The sequence below is a fragment of the Sphingomonas sanxanigenens DSM 19645 = NX02 genome (assembly GCF_000512205.2).
GTDB lineage: Bacteria > Pseudomonadota > Alphaproteobacteria > Sphingomonadales > Sphingomonadaceae > Sphingomonas_D > Sphingomonas_D sanxanigenens.
Window position 1 is genome coordinate 118,257 of record NZ_CP011450.1, and the last position, 21,802, is coordinate 140,058.

22 protein-coding genes and 2 pseudogenes are annotated in these 21,802 nt (G+C 65.1%); 6 read left to right on the forward strand and 18 right to left on the reverse strand.

Annotated features, from left to right (window positions below):
* Positions 1-58: 58 nt before the first annotated feature.
* Entirely contained in the window at positions 59-565 is a 507-nt protein-coding gene (locus NX02_RS29240) for a hypothetical protein (RefSeq protein ID WP_047100311.1), read from the forward strand.
* A gap of 29 nt (positions 566-594) precedes the next feature.
* Here NX02_RS29240 and NX02_RS29245 read toward each other — a convergent pair.
* The 4 genes and pseudogenes from NX02_RS29245 to NX02_RS29260 form a co-directional block, all read right to left on the reverse strand.
* A pseudogene (locus tag NX02_RS29245) lies at positions 595-981 on the reverse strand (lytic transglycosylase domain-containing protein); the annotation flags it as partial.
* Between the two features lie 171 nt (positions 982-1,152).
* Positions 1,153-1,881: an IS21-like element helper ATPase IstB gene (gene istB / locus NX02_RS29250; RefSeq protein ID WP_025291103.1), complete on the reverse strand. Its 729-nt coding sequence runs from the start codon at positions 1,879-1,881 to the stop codon at positions 1,153-1,155.
* On the reverse strand, positions 1,868-3,379 hold the full coding sequence (gene istA / locus NX02_RS29255) for an IS21 family transposase (RefSeq protein WP_025291104.1): 1,512 nt from the start codon (positions 3,377-3,379) through the stop codon (positions 1,868-1,870). Before istA ends, istB begins: the two co-directional genes overlap by 14 nt.
* Before the next feature lie 75 nt (positions 3,380-3,454).
* The gene (locus tag NX02_RS29260; RefSeq protein WP_211258381.1) at positions 3,455-4,090 is read right to left on the reverse strand and encodes a hypothetical protein; all 636 of its coding nucleotides are present in this window, start codon (positions 4,088-4,090) and stop codon (positions 3,455-3,457) included.
* 110 nt (positions 4,091-4,200) lie between these two features.
* Between NX02_RS29260 and NX02_RS29265 the strand changes: the two genes are divergently transcribed.
* Positions 4,201-5,493 (forward strand): hypothetical protein, encoded by a 1,293-nt coding sequence (locus tag NX02_RS29265; RefSeq protein ID WP_047100312.1) that lies wholly within the window; start codon positions 4,201-4,203, stop codon positions 5,491-5,493.
* Positions 5,494-5,510: 17 nt separating this feature from the next.
* Here NX02_RS29265 and NX02_RS29270 read toward each other — a convergent pair whose 3' ends face one another.
* Positions 5,511-5,780 carry a hypothetical protein gene (locus NX02_RS29270; protein WP_047100313.1) on the reverse strand — a complete coding sequence of 90 codons (270 nt, stop codon included), beginning with the start codon at positions 5,778-5,780 and terminating at the stop codon, positions 5,511-5,513.
* A gap of 785 nt (positions 5,781-6,565) precedes the next feature.
* On the opposite strand from NX02_RS29270, the gene NX02_RS29275 reads away from it, so the two are divergent.
* The gene (locus tag NX02_RS29275; RefSeq protein WP_047100462.1) at positions 6,566-6,970 is read left to right on the forward strand and encodes an SGNH/GDSL hydrolase family protein; all 405 of its coding nucleotides are present in this window, start codon (positions 6,566-6,568) and stop codon (positions 6,968-6,970) included.
* 33 nt (positions 6,971-7,003) lie between these two features.
* Here NX02_RS29275 and NX02_RS29280 read toward each other — a convergent pair whose 3' ends face one another.
* The 4 genes from NX02_RS29280 to NX02_RS29295 form a co-directional block, all read right to left on the reverse strand.
* Positions 7,004-7,504, reverse strand: coding sequence for a hypothetical protein (locus NX02_RS29280; protein WP_047100314.1), 501 nt, complete (start codon positions 7,502-7,504; stop codon positions 7,004-7,006).
* 132 nt (positions 7,505-7,636) lie between these two features.
* The gene (locus NX02_RS29285; RefSeq protein ID WP_047100315.1) at positions 7,637-11,161 is read right to left on the reverse strand and encodes a DEAD/DEAH box helicase; all 3,525 of its coding nucleotides are present in this window, start codon (positions 11,159-11,161) and stop codon (positions 7,637-7,639) included.
* A complete protein-coding gene (locus NX02_RS29290; protein WP_047100316.1) occupies positions 11,145-11,924 on the reverse strand; it encodes a Hachiman antiphage defense system protein HamA in 780 nt (259 codons plus the stop codon). Before NX02_RS29290 ends, NX02_RS29285 begins: the two co-directional genes overlap by 17 nt.
* Positions 11,925-12,097: 173 nt before the next feature.
* On the reverse strand, positions 12,098-12,550 hold the full coding sequence (locus NX02_RS29295; protein WP_245648938.1) for a S1C family serine protease: 453 nt from the start codon (positions 12,548-12,550) through the stop codon (positions 12,098-12,100).
* On the opposite strand from NX02_RS29295, the pseudogene NX02_RS29300 reads away from it, so the two are divergent.
* Positions 12,507-13,241 (forward strand): annotated as a pseudogene (locus NX02_RS29300) (FAD-dependent monooxygenase); the annotation flags it as partial. The gene NX02_RS29295 and the pseudogene NX02_RS29300 overlap by 44 nt on opposite strands.
* A 226-nt stretch (positions 13,242-13,467) precedes the next feature.
* On the opposite strand, the gene NX02_RS29305 reads toward NX02_RS29300, so the two are convergent.
* The 4 genes from NX02_RS29305 to NX02_RS29320 are packed head-to-tail and all read right to left on the reverse strand — an operon-like array spanning position 13,468 to position 17,460.
* Positions 13,468-14,577: an AlbA family DNA-binding domain-containing protein gene (locus tag NX02_RS29305; RefSeq protein ID WP_084718418.1), complete on the reverse strand. Its 1,110-nt coding sequence runs from the start codon at positions 14,575-14,577 to the stop codon at positions 13,468-13,470.
* Positions 14,578-14,580: 3 nt separating this feature from the next.
* The gene (locus tag NX02_RS29310) at positions 14,581-15,711 is read right to left on the reverse strand and encodes a tyrosine-type recombinase/integrase (protein WP_047100318.1); all 1,131 of its coding nucleotides are present in this window, start codon (positions 15,709-15,711) and stop codon (positions 14,581-14,583) included.
* Entirely contained in the window at positions 15,704-16,945 is a 1,242-nt protein-coding gene (locus tag NX02_RS29315; RefSeq protein ID WP_047100319.1) for a toll/interleukin-1 receptor domain-containing protein, read from the reverse strand. Before NX02_RS29315 ends, NX02_RS29310 begins: the two co-directional genes overlap by 8 nt.
* Positions 16,942-17,460, reverse strand: coding sequence for a hypothetical protein (locus NX02_RS29320; RefSeq protein ID WP_047100320.1), 519 nt, complete (start codon positions 17,458-17,460; stop codon positions 16,942-16,944). Before NX02_RS29320 ends, NX02_RS29315 begins: the two co-directional genes overlap by 4 nt.
* A 176-nt stretch (positions 17,461-17,636) precedes the next feature.
* Here NX02_RS29320 and NX02_RS29325 point away from each other — a divergent pair, with 176 nt between their 5' ends.
* On the forward strand, positions 17,637-18,131 hold the full coding sequence (locus tag NX02_RS29325) for a hypothetical protein (RefSeq protein ID WP_053000798.1): 495 nt from the start codon (positions 17,637-17,639) through the stop codon (positions 18,129-18,131).
* 74 nt (positions 18,132-18,205) lie between these two features.
* Positions 18,206-18,628 (forward strand): hypothetical protein, encoded by a 423-nt coding sequence (locus tag NX02_RS29330; protein ID WP_211258382.1) that lies wholly within the window; start codon positions 18,206-18,208, stop codon positions 18,626-18,628.
* Positions 18,629-18,632: 4 nt separating this feature from the next.
* Here the strand turns inward: NX02_RS29330 and NX02_RS29335 are convergent, their stop codons facing one another.
* The 5 genes from NX02_RS29335 to NX02_RS29355 form a co-directional block, all read right to left on the reverse strand.
* Positions 18,633-18,902: a hypothetical protein gene (locus NX02_RS29335; RefSeq protein WP_037448046.1), complete on the reverse strand. Its 270-nt coding sequence runs from the start codon at positions 18,900-18,902 to the stop codon at positions 18,633-18,635.
* Positions 18,903-19,014: 112 nt separating this feature from the next.
* On the reverse strand, positions 19,015-19,785 hold the full coding sequence (locus NX02_RS29340; RefSeq protein ID WP_331710031.1) for a PepSY domain-containing protein: 771 nt from the start codon (positions 19,783-19,785) through the stop codon (positions 19,015-19,017).
* Between the two features lie 531 nt (positions 19,786-20,316).
* Positions 20,317-20,592, reverse strand: coding sequence for a hypothetical protein (locus tag NX02_RS29345; RefSeq protein ID WP_047100321.1), 276 nt, complete (start codon positions 20,590-20,592; stop codon positions 20,317-20,319).
* A gap of 55 nt (positions 20,593-20,647) precedes the next feature.
* On the reverse strand, positions 20,648-21,397 hold the full coding sequence (locus NX02_RS29350) for a methyltransferase family protein (RefSeq protein WP_084718420.1): 750 nt from the start codon (positions 21,395-21,397) through the stop codon (positions 20,648-20,650).
* Entirely contained in the window at positions 21,394-21,657 is a 264-nt protein-coding gene (locus NX02_RS29355; RefSeq protein WP_013039078.1) for a DUF2933 domain-containing protein, read from the reverse strand. Before NX02_RS29355 ends, NX02_RS29350 begins: the two co-directional genes overlap by 4 nt.
* Positions 21,658-21,802: the final 145 nt, after the last annotated feature.

Genomic DNA, 21,802 nt, shown 5'->3' on the forward strand with positions numbered 1-21,802 from the left:
GTCGCTCTGTCCGCAAAAAGGACTGCGGGGGCGAAAAGTGTCATCGCTTACGAATCGAATGGAGCAGGAGCTGCCCCTCGAGGCAGAAGCTGAAGCAGCGGCCGACTATGTGCCGATGATCATGCGCGCGATGGAGGCCAACGACATCGGCATCCGGACGATGGCGCTGCGCTCAGGTATCAAGAAGAGCAGGCTCGGCACGATCCTTCACCGGGATCCGGAGAAGCGCGCCTCGATGACCTTGCCGGAATTCCAGGCGATCCTCAGGGCCCTTAACATCGACCTCATGCAGGCAGTCATCAGCGTCGAGATGACCCGCGAGATGGAGCTCGTGCAGGACGATCGCTTCACCGCACTCGTGGCGATGCTGAGCACCTTGTTCAAAGGTCTGCCCCACCGGCTCGTCGAGGCTCTTCAGGAGCTCGAGGGCATGGACGGCAGCGAAATCCGCAGCGAGTGGGGCACCTATTTCCAGTCGGCGGTCATCAAGCGGATGGTCACCGAGATCACGGCGGTCCTCCAGCGTCGCTCGCAATTCGGCTCGGGGCGCGACCCGCTTCTCTAGCGCGGCACCCGTGCGATCGGCACGACTTCTCAGAAGCTCGACACCGTGGCGGCGCGAACGAATGGTTCACGGCGCGGTGCCGGCGATGCACTCGTGTGGATGGTCGCAACTCTCGAAATGCCGCTGAGCCGAGACCAGTTGAGCAGGACGTTCGAGACATAATCCTGGGTCTCGACGATCCGCGGCACACTCCCGTTCCTGACGCGCCCGGGCCCGGCATTGTAGGCCGCCAAGGCCAGGTGATAGGCACCGAACCGGTCGAGCTGCTGACGCAGATACCGCGCTCCGCCACGAAGATTCTGCTCCACGTCGTAGCGGTTCACGCCTAGACCGGCGGCCGTCCCAGGCATCAGCTGCGTCAGGCCAAATGCGCTTTTCGGGGACACCGCGGAGGCGTTGTAGCGGCTCTCCCGTGTCAATCGGCGTCCAAAAAGGACCCCCTATCGGCGTGCAAAAGGGACCCCCTTCGTCGAGCTGCGTGACAGGTATGGCGGGCGTGCCGTTCGCGCTGGTTGCGGCGTAGGGCGGGCGTAGCTCGACCGGAGGCGCAACCAGCGCGAAGCGTCTTCTGCCGGTAGTCCCTTGCGTCAGCTGCGGTGTTTGAAGCGCCAGCTGTCGTTGCCGGTCTCGACGATGTCGCAATGGTGGGTAATGCGATCGAGCAGCGCGGTGGTCATCTTCGGGTCACCAAAGACGGTTGGCCACTCGCCAAAGGCGAGGTTCGTCGTGACGATGACCGAGGTGCGCTCGTAGAGCTTGCTCACCAGATGGAAGAGCAGCTGACCGCCTGAGCGGGCGAAGGGCAGATAGCCGAGCTCGTCCAGCACCACGACATCGAGGCGGGAGAGCTGTTTTGCGAGCGCGCCGGCTTTGCCGAGGCGGTTCTCCTCCTCGAGCCGGTTCACGAGGTCGACCGTGTTGAAGTAGTGCCCGCGGGCACCGGCCCGCACGACGTTGGCGGTGATGGCGCTGGCCAGGTGTGTCTTGCCGGTGCCCGTACCGCCGACCAGCACGACGTTGCGCTGGCTCGCCAGGAACGAGCCGCTGTGCAGCGAGCGTACGAGCCCCTCGTTGATGGGGGTGCCGTCGAAGACGAAGCCGTCGAGATCCTTCACCGCCGGCAACCTGACGGCCGACATCCGGTATCGGACCGACGCTGCATGGCGGTGGGTTGCCTCGGCACGCAGCAGGTCGGTCAGGATCTCCATCGTCGTGCGCTTGCGCTGTAGTCCGGTGGTCACCGCCTCGTCGAAGGCACTGGCCATGCCCTTCAGGCCGAGACCCGCCATGGCCGTCATCATCTCATGCCGCTGCATGGAGGCCTCGCAGGCTGTCGTAGCGCGTGCAGTCGGCAAGAGGCGGATGACGCAGCGCCAGGTCCTCGGCCGTGACGATGGCCAACGGTCGAGGCGGTTCTCGCCTGCGGGCCAGTATGTTGAGGATGACATCGTCGCTGGTGACGCCGGCCAGCAACGCCTCGCGTACAGCCGCCTCGACGAGGTTCAGCTCGTCGTCGAGCACCGCCGCCAGCACCCGCACGAACCGCCGGTCAGCATCATCGCCAGCGCCTAGCTTGCGCCGGAGCCGCGACAGCGCAGGTGGCAACTCCCAGTTTTGGAATGGTGCACCGTTGCGCAAGGCGCCGGGCTTGGTGACCAGCACCGGCAGATAGTGCCACGGGTCGTAGATGGTCCGGTCGCGTCCGAAAAACCGGGGATGGTCGGCAACGACCTCGCCGTCGCAGCGCACGACGATGCGGTCGGCATAGGCACGGACCTGGACCGCGCGCCGCACCGCCTTGGCCATGACCGAGTAGCGGTTGCGGTCAAAGTTTATCAGGCACGTGCCGCTCACCGCGTGTTCGCTCTCGTAGAACCCGTCGAAGGGCGCGACGACGGGCTGAAGCACGCTGCGCTCCGCAGCCCAGGCCTGAGCGACCGTCAGTTCCTTCTGCTCGGGATGCTGGTGCGTGTCCGCCCAACGGCGACACTCCGCCTCCAGCCAACCGTTCAGCTCCTCAATGCTGGCAAAGCGCAGGCGTGGTTGGAAGAACCGGCCACGTGCCGTCTGCACCTGGTTCTCGACCTGACCCTTCTCCCAACCGGCTGCCGGCGAACATGCCGTCGGTTCGACCATGTAGTGGTTGGCCATGACCAGGAACCGCCGGTTGAAGACCCGCTCCTTGCCGGTGAACACGCTCGTCACCGCGGTCTTCATGTTGTCGTAGATGCCGCGCGTTGGCACGCCCCCGAAAAAGGCGAACGCCCGCGCATGCGCGTCGAACAGCATCTCCTGCGTCTCGCGGGGATAGGCTCGCACGTATATCACTCGCGACGCGCACAGCCGCACATGCGCGACCTTCACGCGCATCGGCTTGCCCGCGATCTCGACGTCCTCATGGCTCCAGTCGAACTGATAGGCCTCGCCCGGCCGGAACAGCAGCGGGATGAACGCCGGCGCATCCATCACGTCGCGACGCCGCGCCTGCCGCCAGCGGGCCGCATAGCGACGCACCGCATCATACGAGCCGTCAAACCCCTCGCGCAGCAGCAGGTCGTGGATACGCGTGATGCGCAGCTTCTCGCGCCGCGGCCGTGCCTCGTCTTCCTTCAACAGCGCATCCAGTCGCACCTGGAATGGTCCGATCTTCGGCAGCGGCTGAACCTCGCGTCGGTAGCCCATGTCCGCCTCCGGCGACCGGATCGCCTTGCGCACCACCCCACGTGACAGATGCAGGTCGCGCATTATCGCCTTGATGGCTTTCCCCGCCGCGTGCTCGCGCCGGATCCTCAACACCGTCTCCAATACCAACATCCCGATCTCGCCGCCTGACACCTGCCAAGCGAACAGCCTAGACCACCGGGATGAGGGGTCCTTTTTCGACGCCGATCACCCCGCTACCGGGGTCCTTTTTCCACGCCGATCCACACTCTCCCGAATGATCATCGCATCGAACAGCCCGACTGGAATCCCGTATTCGCAGGCGACGTTGCTCATCATCGAGAAATATGTCTGGCGGCGGACTTCGGCATCGGCGGGCAGGAAACCGCTTCGCCGGTAACCGGTCGGCGAGCATCCGGGGACGAAGGTCGTCGCAGCCGCAGCGAATACCGGGCCGCCGCGCATCCATGCCGGCACGGCGATCGCGGAAAATGGAGCAAGTGCCGCCGTCTGACTGGTCGGGGCGCCGAGCTGGGCAACACCGACCGGGGCAAAGGGGTCCTCCTCCGCGACCGCCGTCGTTGCGCCGGCCTCTGCCGCGAGTCTTTCACCCATCTGATACTCGACCCAGCGACGGCTCAGATCGTGGACCCGGAAGCCCTCCACATCCGCTATGACGGCCTCGGCCGGACCCTCCATGCGGGGCTCGGCCGTCCCATCCTTAGCGTCGGCGGCGACGTCCGACCGCCCCGTCATGCTGATCAGCTGGACGCTGCGCACCGGCGAAGCGGCGCGTTGGTTCGCCGCGAGCGCGGCCCCGCTATCAACGATGACAAGTGTGCTCGCGAGCAACAACGCACGCATATCAAACCTCCCTGACCCCTAGTTCAGGAAGTTGAGATCAGGCGATTTGCAGTTGTCAATTCCCTGGAGCGGGCAAACTATGGCTGCATTGGATCGCCCGAAACTGGATCATGTGGCTGATTGACCGAGACACGGATGGCCGCGGCCCTCGGATCGCGCTGCCCGCTCCGCTCCGCGAGGCGCTGGTGCGTTGGTACATCGGCCAGGGATCGCCTGGCGATGAAGAAGCAGGAATCATGCTCGTCCAGAACGCCCGAATCGGCGCCAAGTGGATCGCCTGTGATTGCCTGGCCGCGGACGATCCGCCGCCGATACTTACGCCCGCCTTCCTGTCGGAGGCGGAGACCTATTATCTCCGCCGGCTGACCAGCGCAAAGCGACCCGACCACCGCGCCGACTGCCCCTTCTTCCGGGATCAGGTCACCCATCGCATCTCGGAGGTACGATCGCGCGAAACGCCGGCGGCGCCTCCCGAGGGCTTCTTCGAGGTCCTGCGGCCTGCCCCCAGCAAGCTCGCGCAACAGCCCGAGAGCGACGCCAGCGACGATCGCACGCGCCACGCCTCGGTGCCTAGGCTGGCCCGGCTGCTATGGCGCCTCCTCGACGTTGCAGGGACGACCCGGGCTTTTCCCTTGTCCGATGGCGCGGAGGAGCCTTCGATCAAGCGGGAGTTCGATGCTCTAGTGAAGGCGAGCAGCAGGATCGAGATCGCGCCCGGCATCGAGCTCAGCCGCGCCTTCTGGACCCACGCCGATGCCCTGCACAGCCGGCGCGCCTATGCGGTTCTGAGGCGTCTCTCCCGAGACTGGCCTCCCGGCCACGCGCCGCAGGCGTTCTTCGCGCTCTTCTCGCATCAGATCACCGGCCATGTCATCGAGACCGCCGACAACCGGCCAGTGCGCGTCGCCAATCGGGTGCAATCCCCGTCGGTGCGGGGCAACCTGGTCCGTGGCCCTTTCCTCGTGATCGTCGTCGCTGGTCAATATCCCGAGGCGCGTGGCTATGCTCCGCTTCGCGCCTACGCCCAGCCGATCTACTCGGGGCAGCGTTTCATCCCGGTCGACTCCGAGTTCGAGCGCAGCCTGCTGCGCGAATTGCTGTCGATCCAGCGCAACCTTCACCGGCATGGCATCGATGCCGCGATCGAAAAGCCCGTGTTCGATATTCTGACGCCGCTCGGCCCTGCGCGACCGGACTTCCTGATCGAGGCGCGCTCGCGGATCACCGGGGAGATCAAGCGTCTGGCGATCGACGCCATCGACCACGGTGACGACGAGCATGACGGATCGAGCACCAGCGGGCATTCCCGCATGCGCGAGATCGCTCCGCTGCTCTGCCTCAGTTCCGGCGACCTCGAGCTGGGCCGGGTAGCGCGAAAGGTTGCCGCCGCCCTGGACCTGTGAGTTGAGCCCCGTGCTTCTCAGCTCCAGCGAAGCGTCATCGCGAACCCGCCCACAATGGCGATGATAACCGGCGTCGAGCGAAAGTAGAGCCGTTGCCACAGCCACCAGAGCTTGGACACGAAGAGAATTGCTTGTCGAACGCTCCGAACTTCTTCCCAGGCGCGTTCGCGGCAGACGTGCACTCCAGCGCCGACAATCGACAACGCGAGGGCGATCGCACAGCACAGCGCCGTAGCAGCGTAGAGAGCTGCCCAGTTCGCCAATTCGAGTTGCGTCAGCTGCGCCATTTCCGACCGTACCTTCTCGCACCGCCATCCAGGTAAGTGTCTGCCCTCGTTCCGGTTCCTACAGCCGTTATTGGTCGCCAAAGCCTGGCCTTAGACCCTTGACGGGGCGCCGAGGAATACTAGCTCGACTGACGCCGAACGCCATAGCGGTTCGGCTGGGACTAGAGGGCGCCGGCTCTCTCTCCGGCGCATCTCATGCCCGAATTGCTCATGCAGAGGATTTGGATATGAGGACGATTGTTCGCGATCTGATCCGTGGGCGGCGGCGCGGTGCTGCCGATAGCTCCCACAACAACGCGCTCCGCCATCTGGAGAGCCAGACGCCACCCTCCCGATCGGAGGCGCGTCGCTGGCGCTCGCGCGTGATGAAAGTGCTGACGTCGGCAATCGTCGGTCTGCTGGCGCTCCTCGGCACGTCCCTTACCCCCGCAGCGGCTCAGGTCTGGGCGCCGCCGCCGGCGTGGGGGCCGGGCTGGCATCATTGGACCGGCCATCATCGCTGGGCGCCAGGATGGCGCGGCCCAGTGTGGATAGCCGAACCAGGCCCTCGTCATGGTTGGTATCGCTGGCACGGCCGGTGGTACCGGCATTGCGGGTGGCGCTGGGAAGCGCCGCATCTCCGCGGGTGGCGCTGCTACTGACGCGTTGGCCCGACCCTCGGCGGTCGGGCCAACATCGACCACGTGGCGATGGACCGCGACCATGCCCAGCAAACTGCGCAACGGGCTAGACGGATTTGCTCGCTGGTCATGCCTTCCGCCGACCGGAGGCCGAGGGAAGCTTTGATGTTCGAGTGTCTGATCCTTGGAGACAGCACGGGCGTCGGCACCGCGCAGGCGATAAACGCGCGCTACGAACGCCATTGTGACGTTCAGGCCGCAGAGCGGGCCACGGCCGCCCAGGTCCTTTCCTGGCGAAGACCGGGAAAACGCTACAATACCTGCATCTTCTCGATGGGCTCCAATGACATGGCCGGACCGGCTCTCGCCGCCCGCCTCGCTGAGATACGTGCGCAGTTCTGTTTCAACCGTGTGATCTGGCTGCTGCCATACGCCCGCCCACAAGCCTACACCGTCAGCTCCGTCGCTGCTCGCTTTGGTGACGAGACCCTGGATCTCGGCCGCTTCCGCTCCCGCGACGGCGTTCACCCGAGCCGGTATATGGACGTGGCCGAAGCGCTTCTGAGATAGCGGTAAAGCAGCCGCTCGGTCCTTCGCTACGGCTCAACTGCGCAACGTGGGCGCTTCGCCGAAAGCTGTCTCTGCCTGCGAGAGGCAGCGGTCCCAGAAGGCAATCGCGGCATGAAAGTTCGGCAGTACCGGCCGGCCAAGACGATCCCGCACCTCTCGCGCGTCGAACGCAGCGACGCGAGCCACGTTGCCCGGCATCGTCGGATCGACCACCACGGCAATCGTTCCGAAGCCCTCGCTGCGCAGTTCAAGGCCGCCTTGGAATTCCTTCAGGAGGGCGTTGCGCGTCGGCTCGATGAACTCGCTGAAAATCGGATCTCGCCGCCAGATCGGCCATTGTTCGCGGCTGTACTCGCGCCGAGCGGCATCGTGACAGTCAACATTGGCGAACACATGTCCAACCGATCGCAGGAGCGCAACGATCGCGACATATTGCGACTGGAAGTCGGCAACAGGCCGCATCATGCTGTCGTCCTGCTGAAAGCGGGCGACGAGGTCCCGAATTAAATCGAGCTGGGCGCGGGCGACAAGCATGGCCTAGAACCGCCCAGACACCAGTTGGCGGCCCGCCTCGGTATCAGAGAAGGCGCGAAGCGTCTCGGCGGTCTTGCAGATTCTCATCATGATCTCCGCGATGCGATACAGTGGCTCGGTAAATGGGCACGGCTATGCCACAGCCCAAAGGTCATCGGGTCCGAGATAGCTCAGCTCAAGCTGCGCAGGGTTCAGCGCGACTGTCGCGCGGAGAAGGCCACGCCGATTATGGTTGAGGGGATGCTGGAGGCGGCCGATGCCGCGCCCATCGGCAGAGAGCACCAATGGCTGGCCGTTCCAGTTGTGCAAGCTCACGGGAGAGCCGGGCGGAGCCGGCGCCGCGAACCACTCGACATTCCCCACATAGTCCCGTCGTGCCCAGGTCCGGTTCGCCGCAGGCGCGGCCTCCTGGGCGAACTCGAGCCACATTGCTCGCGTCTCGGGAGAAGGCCAGTCCGGCTGAGCCGACCAGGCCGCGAGGACAGGCGAGCGTAGCCATGTTCGCAATTCCGCACCGGACGTGAAAGTCGCGCCGGTGTCCACGACGGCCTTGATGGCTGCCAAACGCGAGTTGAAGCCCGCCTGGATGAGAATCGAAGCCGATCGGTTCATGGTGCCGGTCTCAACGGCAGGGACCGCTAGACCCAGCTCATGATCGGCGAGGGCCAGGCCGAAGACGCCAACGACATCACCGTTGGCGGCCGCACGCACACGAAGCGCCTCCATCGCCCACGGCAGGCGATAGACGAGGCCGCCCTCGATGAACTGCAGCGCATCGCCTTCCTGCCCCGCGACGGCGGAGGCGAGTGGCTGCCCGAGCAGCCAGCAGCGGAGGATGTCGCGCCAGTTCCCCGGAAATGGGTCCGGCTCGAACGGATAGAAGGAGAAGACCCGCTCGGCGATGCCGGTGATCGCCGTAATCGCAGCCTCGTGATCTCCAACCAGCAGCGCGGCGTTCGCCTGCACCAGAAGGTCGTTGGCCACCGGCGCCACCGCGTCGAGCGCGTGACCCGCCTCGAGACCCAGCCCCGCAAGAAAATAGCCGCGGCGCGAGACGGCAGTCGAATTGGCCCAAATGTAGCGGCTTCGGGTGAGGAGCGTCGCACGGTAAGCGGCGCGCGACCCGGCATCGAGGCGCTCTAGGCGCCGGTTCCAGAGAGAGGACTGAAGAACCGTGTCGAGCGCGGCTTCGATCTGGTCATCGGGAACATCGTCTTCGCCGATCAGGCTGAGGATCGCCGTATCGAGCGTCGCCATGGAGCGCTCCCATTGCTTGAGCGCTCGTTCGCGTTTTTCGGGGATCTCGCCCGCCACTTCGGGGAAGGTCCAGGCCGCGGCGTTGTTGACCACATAGTCGACGAGCTGCTCGAGATTGCCGCCGATCCGCCCATGCATCCTCTTCAGGAGCGCAAAAATGAGCTGAACGAGGCCGCTTTCCATCTCGCGGGCGCCGAGATCCCCGATCAGGCCAACCCACTCGTCATGCCTCTTGTTCTGGGTGTCGCTGAAGATCGGGAAGAGCACCAAGCCTTCGACGTCGACATAGGCCCGCCCGGCGCGTCCGATCACGTTCTTGAACTCGGAGACCTGGATCTTCTCGCCATGCCGATAGAGCGAATGCATGACGACCGCCGTCGCCGAGAGGTTGAGCCCCTGCGCGAGAGTGGGCGATGAGATCGTCACCTTCAGAACGCCGTCTCGCAGGAGCCTCTCAACCTCTTTTCGGTAGGCGGTCGGAAGCGCGCCGTGGTGGAGGGCCACGCCCAGGCGCAGGCATTTGAGGATATCGCTGTCCGCGCCCAGCCATTCTTCACCGAGCGCGATCGCGGTCTGCAGCCGCACCGGGTCGACCGTGAGCAGTGACGCAAGCGCGCCTCGCGTATGCAGGTCGACGATGACCTTGGCGAACGGCTCGACGCTGCGCCGTTCCGGGCAATAGATCAGGACGGTCTGTCCATCGTCGACCAGACGCCAGGCGGTGGCAAGGCTGAGCTCCTGCTGATTGTCGGGAAACAGCCGGGTCCGCAGCTTCTTCGGCGGTATGAAGAGCGGCGGTGCCACGCCGGTGAGGAACCCGGGCACGAAGGGCTGCTCTTCGCCGACCCTCAGGTTGAGGCGTGCCCGGGGGGATGACCAGACCACCTCGCCGAACCGCAGACGTGTCGGCCGCCAGTCGTCCTTGATGGGATCGCCTGGCTGATCGCGCCGCAGCCACGCCGAGAAATCCTCGAGCTGCGGGCCATCGGGCAGGATTGCCGACAGGCAGACGATCCGGCGCTGCTCCGCGTCTGGTCGGCGGAGCAGGCGCTGTATCTGGACCTCGTAGCGAACTTCGCGCTCACCCGGACCGATCATGTGGCCCTCGTCGAAGACGAGCAGACCGACATCGTCGAGCAACGACGGATCGTTCCTCAAGGCGAAGTCGAGTTTCTCCGGAGTTGCGACGACAATGTCCCGCTCGCGGATCGCGTCCTCGTCGAACGCAGAGACGCCGATGCTACCGTACAGGGCGGATATGGTCTTGCCGAGCGGGCCGAACGTACGCTGAAGCGTCGTTTCCGTCTGCGCGGACAGAGCACGAAGTGGCGTGACGAACATCACGCGGCGCCCGGCAGCCAGGCAGCGAAGGATCGAGAGCTCGGCGACCCTCGTCTTCCCGGCGCTCGTCGGTAGCGAGACCACGAGATTGTCGGCCTGATCGACCGCGCGCGCGGCGGCCTCTATCTGTGACGGCCACAAGTCAACTTCCGCCCTTGGACGGCGGGCGAGCAGTCCGATGAAGAGATCGCGCAAGCCCCGCCACGGCGGCGCCTCTCCACCGGCCGGAATGAGAGGCACCCTCTCGTGGAACGTGTTCGACCATAGGTCGGAGAGCAGATGGATCGCGACGCGGTGCGCCCACCATTGCGGCACCAGGTTCAGCTCGGCGCAAATGGCGAGGTTCTCGCGCAGTTGGGCGATCGCACGGTCGATCAGAGCGCGCTCGCCGCGGTCAAGCGCGAGCAGGAACATCGACACGGCACCGAAGAAGGCATCGGTTAGGGCAAGGTCGAGGCCCTCGAACAGGAAATCGTGGCCGTCCCGCTCGGCCGCGTCGCCGACAAGCGGATCGGCAAGACGCTGCTGGAAGAGCGCGGTGATGGCCTCATCCGATCCCCGACCATCGAGACGAAAGGCATAGACCCGGGCACGCAGCTCGTTGATGTCCCGCCGCATGAGAAGCGCCAGCGCCTGCTCGATGAGCGAGAAGTTCTCCTCCTCCGCCACGACCGCAAGGAGGGAGTAGGCACGGGCGGAGAGATGCGCGAGATGGTAGCTCGCAGCCGCCATCACGAAGTGAAAATCGCGGTCGGCTTCGGCGCGATTGCCCTTGGCCATGACCGCCTCAAGGGCGGTCGCGGCCTGCTCGAAGGCGACACGCGCCTGGGCCGGGTCGCCACCGAGTTCCAGAAGACGCAGCCCAAGCCCGAGCAGCCCATAACCATAGCTGTGCAGGTCGAAGCTCAGTTGCGCAGAAAAGGCCGGTGCGCCCGCCGGGAGCACGCCCTGCCGCCATATCATCGCCCGTGCCTGGCCGCGCGCGATCAGACGACCGCGAAAACCGGTGGCGGCTGCATCGGTGATGGCGGCGGAGATCGCCTCAGGGCTGGTTGGCATTGGCGATCACCTGAGCGTAGACCGCGCCGACAAAGGCGGCGTGTCCATCCACGTGCAGCCCTACGCCCCACTGCCCGATCGGGCCGGGATAGGCCAGCAGCGCCTGCGTCAGCAGTGCCTCCGGCGCGTTGCCGGAGAAGGTGAAGAGAAGATGCCGGACATGATCGGGCGGGATGCCGAGGCGATAGAGAGCCTCGTCGATGGCGTCGACGAGTGGAGCGTCCGTCCCAAGGTCCATCAGCCTCGCCGAGATGAACGACAGGGCGTGCGACGACGGAAGGCCGCCATCCTTGTCGAGCCCAGCGCGCGCTTCCTGAAGCGTCTGCGCCCGCAGATCGATGCGGCTCTTTGCCTCGGTCTTGAGGAACCGTAGGCGCTGCGTCGCAGGATCAAGGATCATGCCGATCACATCGTCGCCGCGCATCGCCATGTCGCGATGGTCCTTCCACCGCAGTCGCTTGATGGGAGCCCGGTAGCCGCTGTGGGCATCAATCCATTCGGTCGCGTAGATTTCCCCCAGATCACCGGAGCGTATCTGCGGTGTTTGCGGAAGAAGATCGGTAACCATCTTGGCTGCAGCCGGCTTGCCCAGCCGCGCGAGCGCAGCTGCCAGACGCTCCTCCGCCGCATAGTGGGCGGGAACCGCCGTCGCCGTCAGCTGGATGCCCATGGCGGCATCCGCTGTGCGTCCGGTCATCACGCGGACATGGTGATTGCCCAAAGGAGTATCGGCCGCATCGCACCAGTCGTTAAATTGAACCATCCACTCATTCCAAAACGGGCTGCTGAAGTGCCGGCCCATCCCCACGTGAATTGTCGCCCGACGCGCGGCCGCGCGTCTACCTTCTAATCCAGCCTGGGCTCATCGAGCCAGTTGCGACCGGCTCCTGCTCGACGACCCGCCTTGCTGCGGCACGATCCCGCGACTGATACCGGTCAGCTCGCGGCAGGGGCCAATCGCGAGCCCGCAATGCGCTCGACCACTCGTCGCGCGACATCCGACGGCACGGCAAGTCCGATACCAACATTGCCCCCGCTGGGACCGATGATCGCGCTGTTGATGCCGATGACCTCGCCCCGCATGTTGATCAGCGGCCCACCCGAATTCCCTGGATTGATCGGGGCATCGGTCTGAACATACGGCGGACCTGCGGACGGCGCCCGTACGGCGCTGATGATGCCGGCAGTGACGGTCTGGCCCACCTCGAAGGGGTTGCCGATCGCCACGACATAGTCGCCGACATGGGCCTTGGCTGACTCGCCGAGCGGCAGGGCCTTCAGCCCTCGCGCTGGGATCCTTAGAACGGCAATATCTGTCAGCGGATCGCTCCCGAGCAGTTCCGCCTCAGGCGCGGACGTCAGGGTCGAAAGCCTCGACCTCGCCGCCACCTGGACAGATCGCTCCTATCAGGCGACCGATTACCGCGTAGGCCGCGTGCTTCTCGCTGGCGACGCGGCCCACATCCACTCTCCGCTTGGCGGCCAGGGGCTCAACCTTGGATTAGGCGACGCAATGAACTTGGGTTGGAAGCTCGCTGGCGTAATCCGCGGCGACGCGCCGACCGATCTTCTCGAAAGCTACCAGCACGAGCGGCACCCCGTCGGGGCACAAATCCTGGACTGGTCGCGCGCGCAGGTTGCCCTGATTCGTCCGCAACCCAGCTCGCGGGCGCTTCGGGCGATCGTGCGGGACGTGATCGAGACGCGCGACGGCGCAACCTACTTCGCTGAGCGGACCTTGGGCATAGGTCTACGTTACGACCTGGGCGGATCCCACCCGCTCATCGGGCGCAGCGCGCCAGACTTCGACCTGAACGACGGGACGCGGCTGAATCAGCATCTGCGCGCAGGCCGCGGTCTGATCGTCGACTTCGACACGGTGACCAAGAGAAGAGCGCTCGCCCGCCAGTGGCACCATCGGCTCAACTATCTCAAATCCCGGGCGACGAACCCGTTGGGCCTCAGTGCCCTCCTCGTCCGCCCGGACGGATTCGTCGCCTGGGCGGTCGACGGCTCTGCCGATGAGAGCGAGCTCACTGCAACGATCAAGCGCTGGTTCGGCCTCCCGTCGCGTCAATAACCGGGCGCGCAATTTCTCGTCTGGATCCTCCCTGACCGCCCTCTCAGCAGTCGCGGCTCCCCTTTTCGCCGTCGGCTCTTTGAAGCGTTATGCACCGTTACGAGAACCGTCGCCAAGGCTTATTGGGCGCACGGAAAGCGAGGCCTTGATTAGGCCCGGGCGGCTCTGCCTTGCTGGGAAGCGCGCGCCCTGAGGATGAAGCCCGCTTCCTTACCAGGTCGATCAATCAGCCAAAAACGGTCGCCTGCCTCACCCGCCGGAGGAAGTCGGCAATCAGCTCGCTGTCATCGACATCCTGCACGACGCGGGGGCGGAGCGTTCGGACGATTGAAACATTCGGGAACCAGGCTCCAAACTGCTCGCTTTCACCCAGTCCCTGGAGCGCCAAGGTCATGGCGAAGGGGCCCTCGATTCCCTGTTCGCCAAGAAACGTCCCCAGCGATGTCAGATAGCGTTTGGACGCTTCGTTGAACTCGTGCAGGCCCAGCCTCCCCTCCCCGCTCAGCTGCTGGATGGCGAACGCGGCATGGGCATGGACGAACCAATCGTCGCGGATGAACAGGCGCTCAATGCCCTGCGACCTCAGGTCCTTCGAATAGAGTTCATGGCCATCCTCCGCGGCCTTGAACCAAGGATCGGAATGTTCGTGAAACACCGGACCGGGGTGGCGGACATGGTCGCCCTGCTCGAACGCGCGGCGCTGATGGTCAAAATGCTCCTGCGGCAGGATGGCAATCCGGAGCGCCTGGCGAGGCACCAAGCGTCCGCTCGCGGCGACTTTCGCATCCTCAGCCGCAGTCAGCTCCTCGAGACGGCTCATCCAGGTGGTCTCATCGACAAACCGGCTGCGCAGCATCCCCGGGTCGATCGGCAGATTGCGCGCGCCCGACCGGATCAAATACCCGCCTGAGAGTCGATTCATGAACGGCGCGCCGGCGTGGCGCGGGATCCGGATATCGAGGATGAACCCTGTCTCGAGGTGCAGCGGCACGACCTGCACATCGAGGGGAACGGGCGTGATGCCATCCTGAATGAGAGTCTGCAGCCGCAGCGCGGTCTTGTCCGGATCGCCCGCGAGCGGCCGGAAGCCGTCGAAGCGGCCGCCCTTTTCCTCGACGCCCACGATGATGCGGGCCGCGCCCCGGTTCAGAAAGGCTACGACATCGTCGAGCAGCCGGGACTTGGCCTCCGGCTTGTCGATGTTCACCTCACGCTTGAAATCGAGGTCTTGCCCTTCCTGCAGGCCGCCCTCGGCGAGTTGCGCGACCGTGAGCGAGTCAAGAACCCGCCGGCGGCGCTCCGGCTTGGCCGGTTCGGTCACACTGATCCTGACCATCGCTCAACGGCTCTCCTGAAAGCGCCGCGCGAGGCGCGCCGACGCCCCGCTCTTGGCCGCGAGCCGCGCACCGTAGCGCATGACCGTCTTGGGGTCCCGCCAGCGATAGGCCTGCATGATCGCCGGCAGGCTCTCGCCGGCGGCGAAATTGTCCTGCGCCACGCCAACCCTGATCGAGTGGCTCGACACCGCTTTCACCCAGCGCTCGAGCTCCGCTTCGCTCATTCCTCCGAGCAGCTTCTTCTCGAAAGCGGCGCGGATCAGCCTGCGGTAGATCAATGTGATCGTGTTCGGATGCAGGGGCCCCTCTCCCACCGACCGCACCGAGCCGTCGAAATAGGTCTCGACGCGCCGGAAGAGCGGTCCGCCCACGATCCCGCTGGCCCGCTTCCACTCCGCAATCGCCTGCATCGTCTCGGGCGAGAGATAGGCGATGGCGCCCGCGCGCTCGCGGTCAGTCTTGCTGGTCGCAATGAACAGGGTTCCCGAGCCGTCGGAATCGGGCCCTTCGACCGCGTCACAGACGATCGCCACCAGCTCGGAGCGCCGGCAGCCGCTGTCATAGGCGACGCGCAGCAGCGCGCGGTCGCGCGCGCCGAGCATGTCGCGGCGAGAGGCCTTGAGCAGATGCGCCAGGCAGATACCGGTCGCCGGATCGTCAAGGTCGCTCACCTCACCCTTGAACCGGATGCCGCGCGCCTGGCGCTGGCGCGTGCCCAATAGCTTGCGCAAGCCCTTGAGCTCGAGCCGCACCAGCGGCGCGGCGGTGGGATCGTCGAGGCCGGCCATGCGGTAGGCCCAGCCGATGTTCACCAGATAGCGCTCGATCGTCGCCGGCGCCCGTTGCTTCAGCGGATTGCGCGGATCCTGCTCGACCCCCGACAAGGCGCGCAGATAGGAAGCGACCGCCTCCGCATCGGCCCGCGCTGTCGCAAGTCCGCGCCGCCGACACCATTGGTCCCAGATCTTCAGGTCCGACAGGAAGGCGCGGATCGTGTTCGTCGACCAGGCCCGCGCGGCCGCGGCGACGAGCTGCGGATCGGCGAGCCGGCGGGCCGGCGCCAGCGCCTCGACCTGCGAGACGATCTCGCTGATCGGCGCCGCCTCGGCACGGTGGAGCGCAGGTTCAGCCATGATTGCGCGCGAAGCGCAACGTCTCGTCGGTGCGCACAAGCTGCACGGCCCGCCAGGGCGCCGAGGCCAGCGCATGCCGGGATTTGATCGCCCCGACCCGCTCGAGATAGCAGATGGCGCTGTTCATCCGGCGCGGTTCCCATCCGAGCACCTCGGCAAGCCGCTGGGTGTCGGCGGCCCGCTCCTCGCCCGTCACCATCCGGTTCGCCAGCGTCCGCGCATCCTCGCTGGGGCTGAACGGCATGAACGCCTCGTCAAAGTCCACGAACAGCGCCGGCTGCGGAGCATAGTGCCCGCTCACGTTCAACTCGCGCAGATAACCGCCGTCCGTCAGGTCGAGCATCGCGATCCTGAGATCATCCGCCGCGATGTCGAGCGCGGCCGTGAGGTCCTCGAGGGTCACCAGGGGGTCGACGGCCAGCGCATGCGCGCTGGTCTCGACGACATGCTTGCCGACCGCGACCGCCGCCGGCGACCAGCCCTCCAGCCCGCTCGGCGCCGTCTGGACATAGCGGGGCGCGGCGCCAAGCGCCGGCTTGCGGCTAACGCCGTGCAGGCGGTCCACCAGCCCCTTGAGATCCGCCTGGCTCGCTGGATCGATCTTGAGGAACAGCATCGCCTGCAGGAAGGGTGAGAGCTTCGCAGGATCGAGGTCGACGACGAGCGGCACGAACCGGCTCTTGCCACCGACCTGCTGGACGAGGCCGACGTCGATCTCCTTTGCGACCCACGGCTTGGCGATCGACGTTTCAGTCAGCACCACGACGAAATGGGTCATGCTGCCGAGGCCCTCCTCCATCTTCTGGCGAAGGCTGTCGCCGGGCTCGATCTCCCACTCGTCGAACCAGACGTCGACGCCGTTCGCCATCAGATATTCCGCGACCGGACGCACTCGATCCTTGTCCTCGCTCGCGTGCGCCAGATAGACTTTGGGGTGCGCGGCGCCGTCGGCGGCATTCATGACCTGAACCTTTCCCGGGTCGACACCCAGACGCTCTTCGAGAAGCCGCGCGAAAGCCGGCGAGCCGGTGGTGCGGATCGCCACCCGATTGCCCGACAGCCGATCGACGAAGACGTCGGCGTGGCGGCCGGTCTCGGGATCGACGATCGAGGCGGCCGCTCCCCTCGCCTTCTCCTCGAGCGCCTGCATGCCGAGCGCGATCGCCTTGGCTTCGATGTCAGCGGCGAACCTGCTGGCGTCAAACGGCCGGCCATTGTGGGTGAACCTGATCATTGGCTGTTGCGCTGAACGTATCGGCGCAGCTCCACCAGATCCTCGTCGGCGAGCAGGATCCCCATCGTCGGATAGTCGTCCTGCAGCGACTTGCGCACGCGGCCGTCGTGAACGCATGGGATCAGCAGCGCGAAGGCGGGGTTGAAGCGGCGGCGCTCCCAGCCCGCGGCCTCCTCGAGCTTCCTGGCGTTCCCGCCCAGTTCGGGCTGGTCGAGCAGCAACCGGGCGAGCACGACCGAATCCTCGACCGGGTCGTGCCCGGTGATCGCCGGATCGCTGGCGATGAAAAGCTCTACCGTTGTGCGCACGCGCGGCAGGTGCGGCCCCAGCACGTGCGAGAGCGTCACGAGCCCGTCGGCCTCGAGCTCGGCCAGCGCCAATCCCAACGTCTTGCGGCTCTCCTGCGGAAAGGCCTCGAGCAGCTCGTCGCCAAAATGCGTGGGCAGGCCCTTGGGGCTATGCTCGGCCATGTGGCGGCCGAGCCGCTGCGCTAGGTCACTCAGATGCTCGTACACGCCTCGTCTTCCCTGTTACGCCCCGGTGTCGAGGCCCGCCGGCGTACGGACAGCCGGCTCCTAATCCTTACCGGTATATAGAAGCTTCAACAATGGGGTGTTGATAAGGGTCCATTATCAACACTAGGCGTGACTCCACGCTATACTCAAAGGGCGATCTCGGGATATGCTTGGGGATGGCTCGCCGCTCTTCCGCGCTGACATCGCTGCCGTGGAGCGACGGTCTCGCCGCGGCGCTCGAGCAGGCGAGCGCCGCCGTCGGGCGGCTCGATGCGCGGACTTCCGCCACTTCGGGTGCTCGCGCGTGGCAATTGCGCGCCGCCTGGACCGGCTACGCCGCCGCGCTCCAGCTCCAGGGCCACGAGATAGACGAAATCGATGTTTTTTCGTGGGGCTGCGCCCTCCCCGTCCCCGGCCGGCCACGGATCGCGACGCTCGACGATCCCTTCGAAGGCTTCGCCAGATGGCAGGCCCAGTTCGCCGGAAACACCCGGCGCCACTGGCGCGAGGACCTGGGCGCGCGGGTCGAACCCGACCCGAGCTACGCCGGCCCCCGGCTGATCCGCGCGCTCGAGGCTCTGCGGCAGATCAGCATCGCCGAGAAATCGAAGTGCAGCATACGCACGGCGGCTGTGCAGCGCATCGGCATGGGTCCAGAAAGCGCGGCTTAGCTCTATACTGGGTGCGATCTCGGGTGCAGTCATTCTCTTTCGCCGGAAAACCGGTGAAGGGGCCGTTCCTGGTAATGATCGTCGCAGGCGAGTATCCGGAAGCGCACGGCTACGCACCATTGCGCGCATTTGCCCAACCGATTTATTCGAGCCGTCGCTTCATCCCGGTCAATTCCGAGTTCGAGCGAGACGTTCTGCGCGCGCTTCTGGAAGCGAGGCGCGAGCTAGCCGAGGAGGGCCTTGATATCTTTGTCGAGAAGCCCGTCTTTGATCACCTCACTCCCGCCGGCCCCTGCCGCCCCGACTTCCTGATCGAAGCGCGTTCAGGCACGACCGGCGAGATCAGGCAATGGATCTTGGAGGTGCTGGAGTTCGGCGAGCCCGAGGTCCACCAACGCGAAAGGCTTCGGCGAGTAGCGCCACTGTTGACTGTCAACCCGGCCGACCGCAACGCGGCGCACCTGGTAGCCCGACTCTCAGACGCCTTCGCCCTTTAAACGATCAGCTCCACCTCAACGTGAATCCGAACGAACTGACGATCGCGAGCGTCACGGGCGTCGAAAGCAGATAAAGCTTCTGCCACCGCCACCAGGATTTGGGGAGGAACAGCGCCACATCCTTGGCGCTGCGAAGCTGCGCCCAGGCCTTCTCGCGCCAGAGGCGACAGGCGAGAACAAGGATCGCCAAGGCCATTGCGATCGCGCAGCACAGAGCGGTCGCAGTATAAAGCGCCATCCAGTTGATCATTTCAGCATCGCTCAGATGCGCCATGGTCTACCCCATCGCTGCCAAACGAAGTCTCGCCTGTTCAACTGCGTTCCAACCCGCCGCGCGACTTATCACTTTTCTTTATCATCATGCTTCTCCGGTTTCTGCCGGTCCGCTAGCCTGACGCGCTTGACCGACGCCGCTTCGGCCAACGCATGCAAAGAAGCACGGCCCCGCCAAGCCAAAGTCCGAGGCCGCCGAGCGCAAACCCTAGAAGCCATGGCGTGTTGAAGTCCTCGTGATTCTTCCAATCCATGATGTGAAGGCTCCAGAAGAAGTCATAAAGCCGCCACGTGCCTGTCCTCACCGCCGCAATCCGGCCGGTATCGGCCGCCACGAAGATCCGAGTGGAGTCCGGATCGGCGAACGTCACACGCCAGGCGGGAAGCGTGCCGCGATATTCGGGACTGGCGCGATCGATCAGTTCCACGTTCACACTTGGGTGATCGTTGCTCCGCCAGGCGGCCCTCGCTACCGCTTGGGCTTGCGCCGCAGTTGGGGCGGGCAACAGTGCGCCCGTTCTCGCGTCGAACAGCCGCGTCCCTCGGGCCGTTGTCGCCTCAGCGACCGGGCGGCCAAGCCACATGCGATAGCTCACGGTCTCGATCCGCGTCCCGGTCGCCGCGACGATCACTGATGGTGGGACGAGCGCCACGCCGCGAGGCAAGGGCGCCACGGCTTTGCGGTCCACAAGGTGATCGCCATGCACTCGATCGATGGGCAAGAAGCTCATCAACGCGCCGCTCGCGAACCACAAAAGAAGCTGCGCGCCGACAATGATCGCGAGCCACTTGTGAGTGCGGCTCGCGAGAAGGTGCAGCCGAAGTTTGGTGCTTCTCAGGGTCGAATCTCCATCCTTGCGTGTCTCATTTCGTGCCTGCCAGATTCTTCATCATCCCGCGTGGCCGACAGGTGCGCCCGCGACCAGCGCTTGTACGGCTCAGCCGTCATCCCCGAGAGTTAGCGCACGAACGCCACCGTGTCCCAGACAGGGGATCCGGTGCGTCTTGCCCCCCGCCGGCTCGGCCGTCAGCTTACACCATGCTTGATAATCCAGGGCTGCTGAGCGGGCGTGAGGCGTTGCGCCACCCCTCGCCAGTTCGGGGCTTGCCATTAAGGGCCTTGGCTCACCTCCGATTCCTCCGCGCCGGGGCGATAGATGACAGCCGCTGCACATCTCTCCGTAGAGGCCGACACCGACTGACACCCGTTGCGCCGACGCAAAATCCGGCCGCGCCCTTGGCAATCAGCCCGCTGGCACGGCGGTCGAACAGGTCAGTTGCTTGTCCGGCTTACAGATAGCGCCCGATCGCACTGCCCGGGCTCGGTCACGTCCTGAACTTCGGTGACGTTCAGGACGTGGCTGCGATCTCGATCGGTGGGCGGCCCAGCTTTTCGAGGGCGATCGCGTGACGGGCTAACCAACGACGGGATCTTTGACCCACCCCAAGGCATCGTGCAGCTCTGATATGTCGGCGTCGATGATCGCGTACAGGTCTTTATCTTCCTCGCGAAAGAACATGCGCGCCTTCGCTTCGTCTTCGGCAGGGGGAAGCATCGCTCCCAGGCGCTCCGGCCATTTCGCGTCTATGAATCTCATGAGCCGCTTCCAGGCCGCGGATCGGGTCTGATGGAGGCTCAGGAAGGGAACGCCGTTTACTACAATCGCAAGGATCGTCACCTGCATGGTCACATACGCCCCCTCGATTTCGTCATGTTCGTGATGATCTTGCGGAGGAGGACAACGTCTAACCTCCTGGCAGCATGTTGTCGTGTTCTCGAGAACCCTCGCTAACCGGCCCGTCCGTCTGATGGCCTGCCATTCGAGCATTTCCTGTGAAGGCCAGTCCTGCAATCTCCCGCTTCCAACGCAAGCTGGGGAAGAAGGCGGGAACATGGGCCATGTACTGGCGGTAGCTATCGCCGTAGGTCGCGAGCGCGTATCTCTCCTCATGCTTAGCCAAACGAATGTACATCACCACCAGCACCGGAAACATGGCAAGCGTCAGAAGCGTCGGCCATTGTAGCAAGAAACCGAGCATGACGAGGATGAACCCTACGTATTGAGGGTGCCGCACCCGGGCGTAGACCCCCGTCATTGCCAATTCGTGTTTGCGCTGACTCGTGTGAAGCGCCATCCACGCGATCGAGATTAGCCAAAAGCCTACACCAATCAGCACAAAGCTGGCGATGTGGAACGGGCCGAAATGCGGATTGATGCGCCAGCCGAACATCATTTCCAGGATGTGGCCAGCATCGTGGCTCCACCAGTCGACGCCGGGGAAATGCGACTGGAGCCACCCCGACAGCAGGAAGATGGTGAGCGGGAAGCCATACATTTCGGCGAAGAGCGCGACGATGAACGCACTGAACGCGCCGAAGCTGCGCCAGTCGCGCCGCGTTGCCGGCTTGAAGAAGCTGAACGCAAAGAGGATGAAAACGGCGGCATTGACCAGCGCGAGCCCCCACAGACCATAGCCATAGTCGGCGTGCGTCATCGCGACTCTCCTTCGATGCGGCCGTTGGGATTGGCCGGCAAGCCGGCGGGTGCCTGGCCGGGCTCATGGCCATGCTGATGCCCACCTTGGCCGTGGTGCATGAACAGGTGCATGAGCGGGCAGGCGAGCAGGATGAGATAGGGCAGCACACCCAGGAAGTGCGCGGTATGCTCGGTAATGAGGAAGAAGCTGGCGACGAGCAGGAAGCCGATCAGAACGATCTTGCCGCGCTTGCGCATGCGATGGTCATGTTCGCCCATATGCCGTTCTCTTCTAGTCAACCTCCAGCCTGCATAGGCTCGAGTCCAAGGAGCAAGGTATAAGTAGAGAGCGAAGTCCGAAGGGCATCGCGCAAGCATGGGTAAGGTGATCGATCGGATCGGCCACCGGTGTTCGCGCGACGCA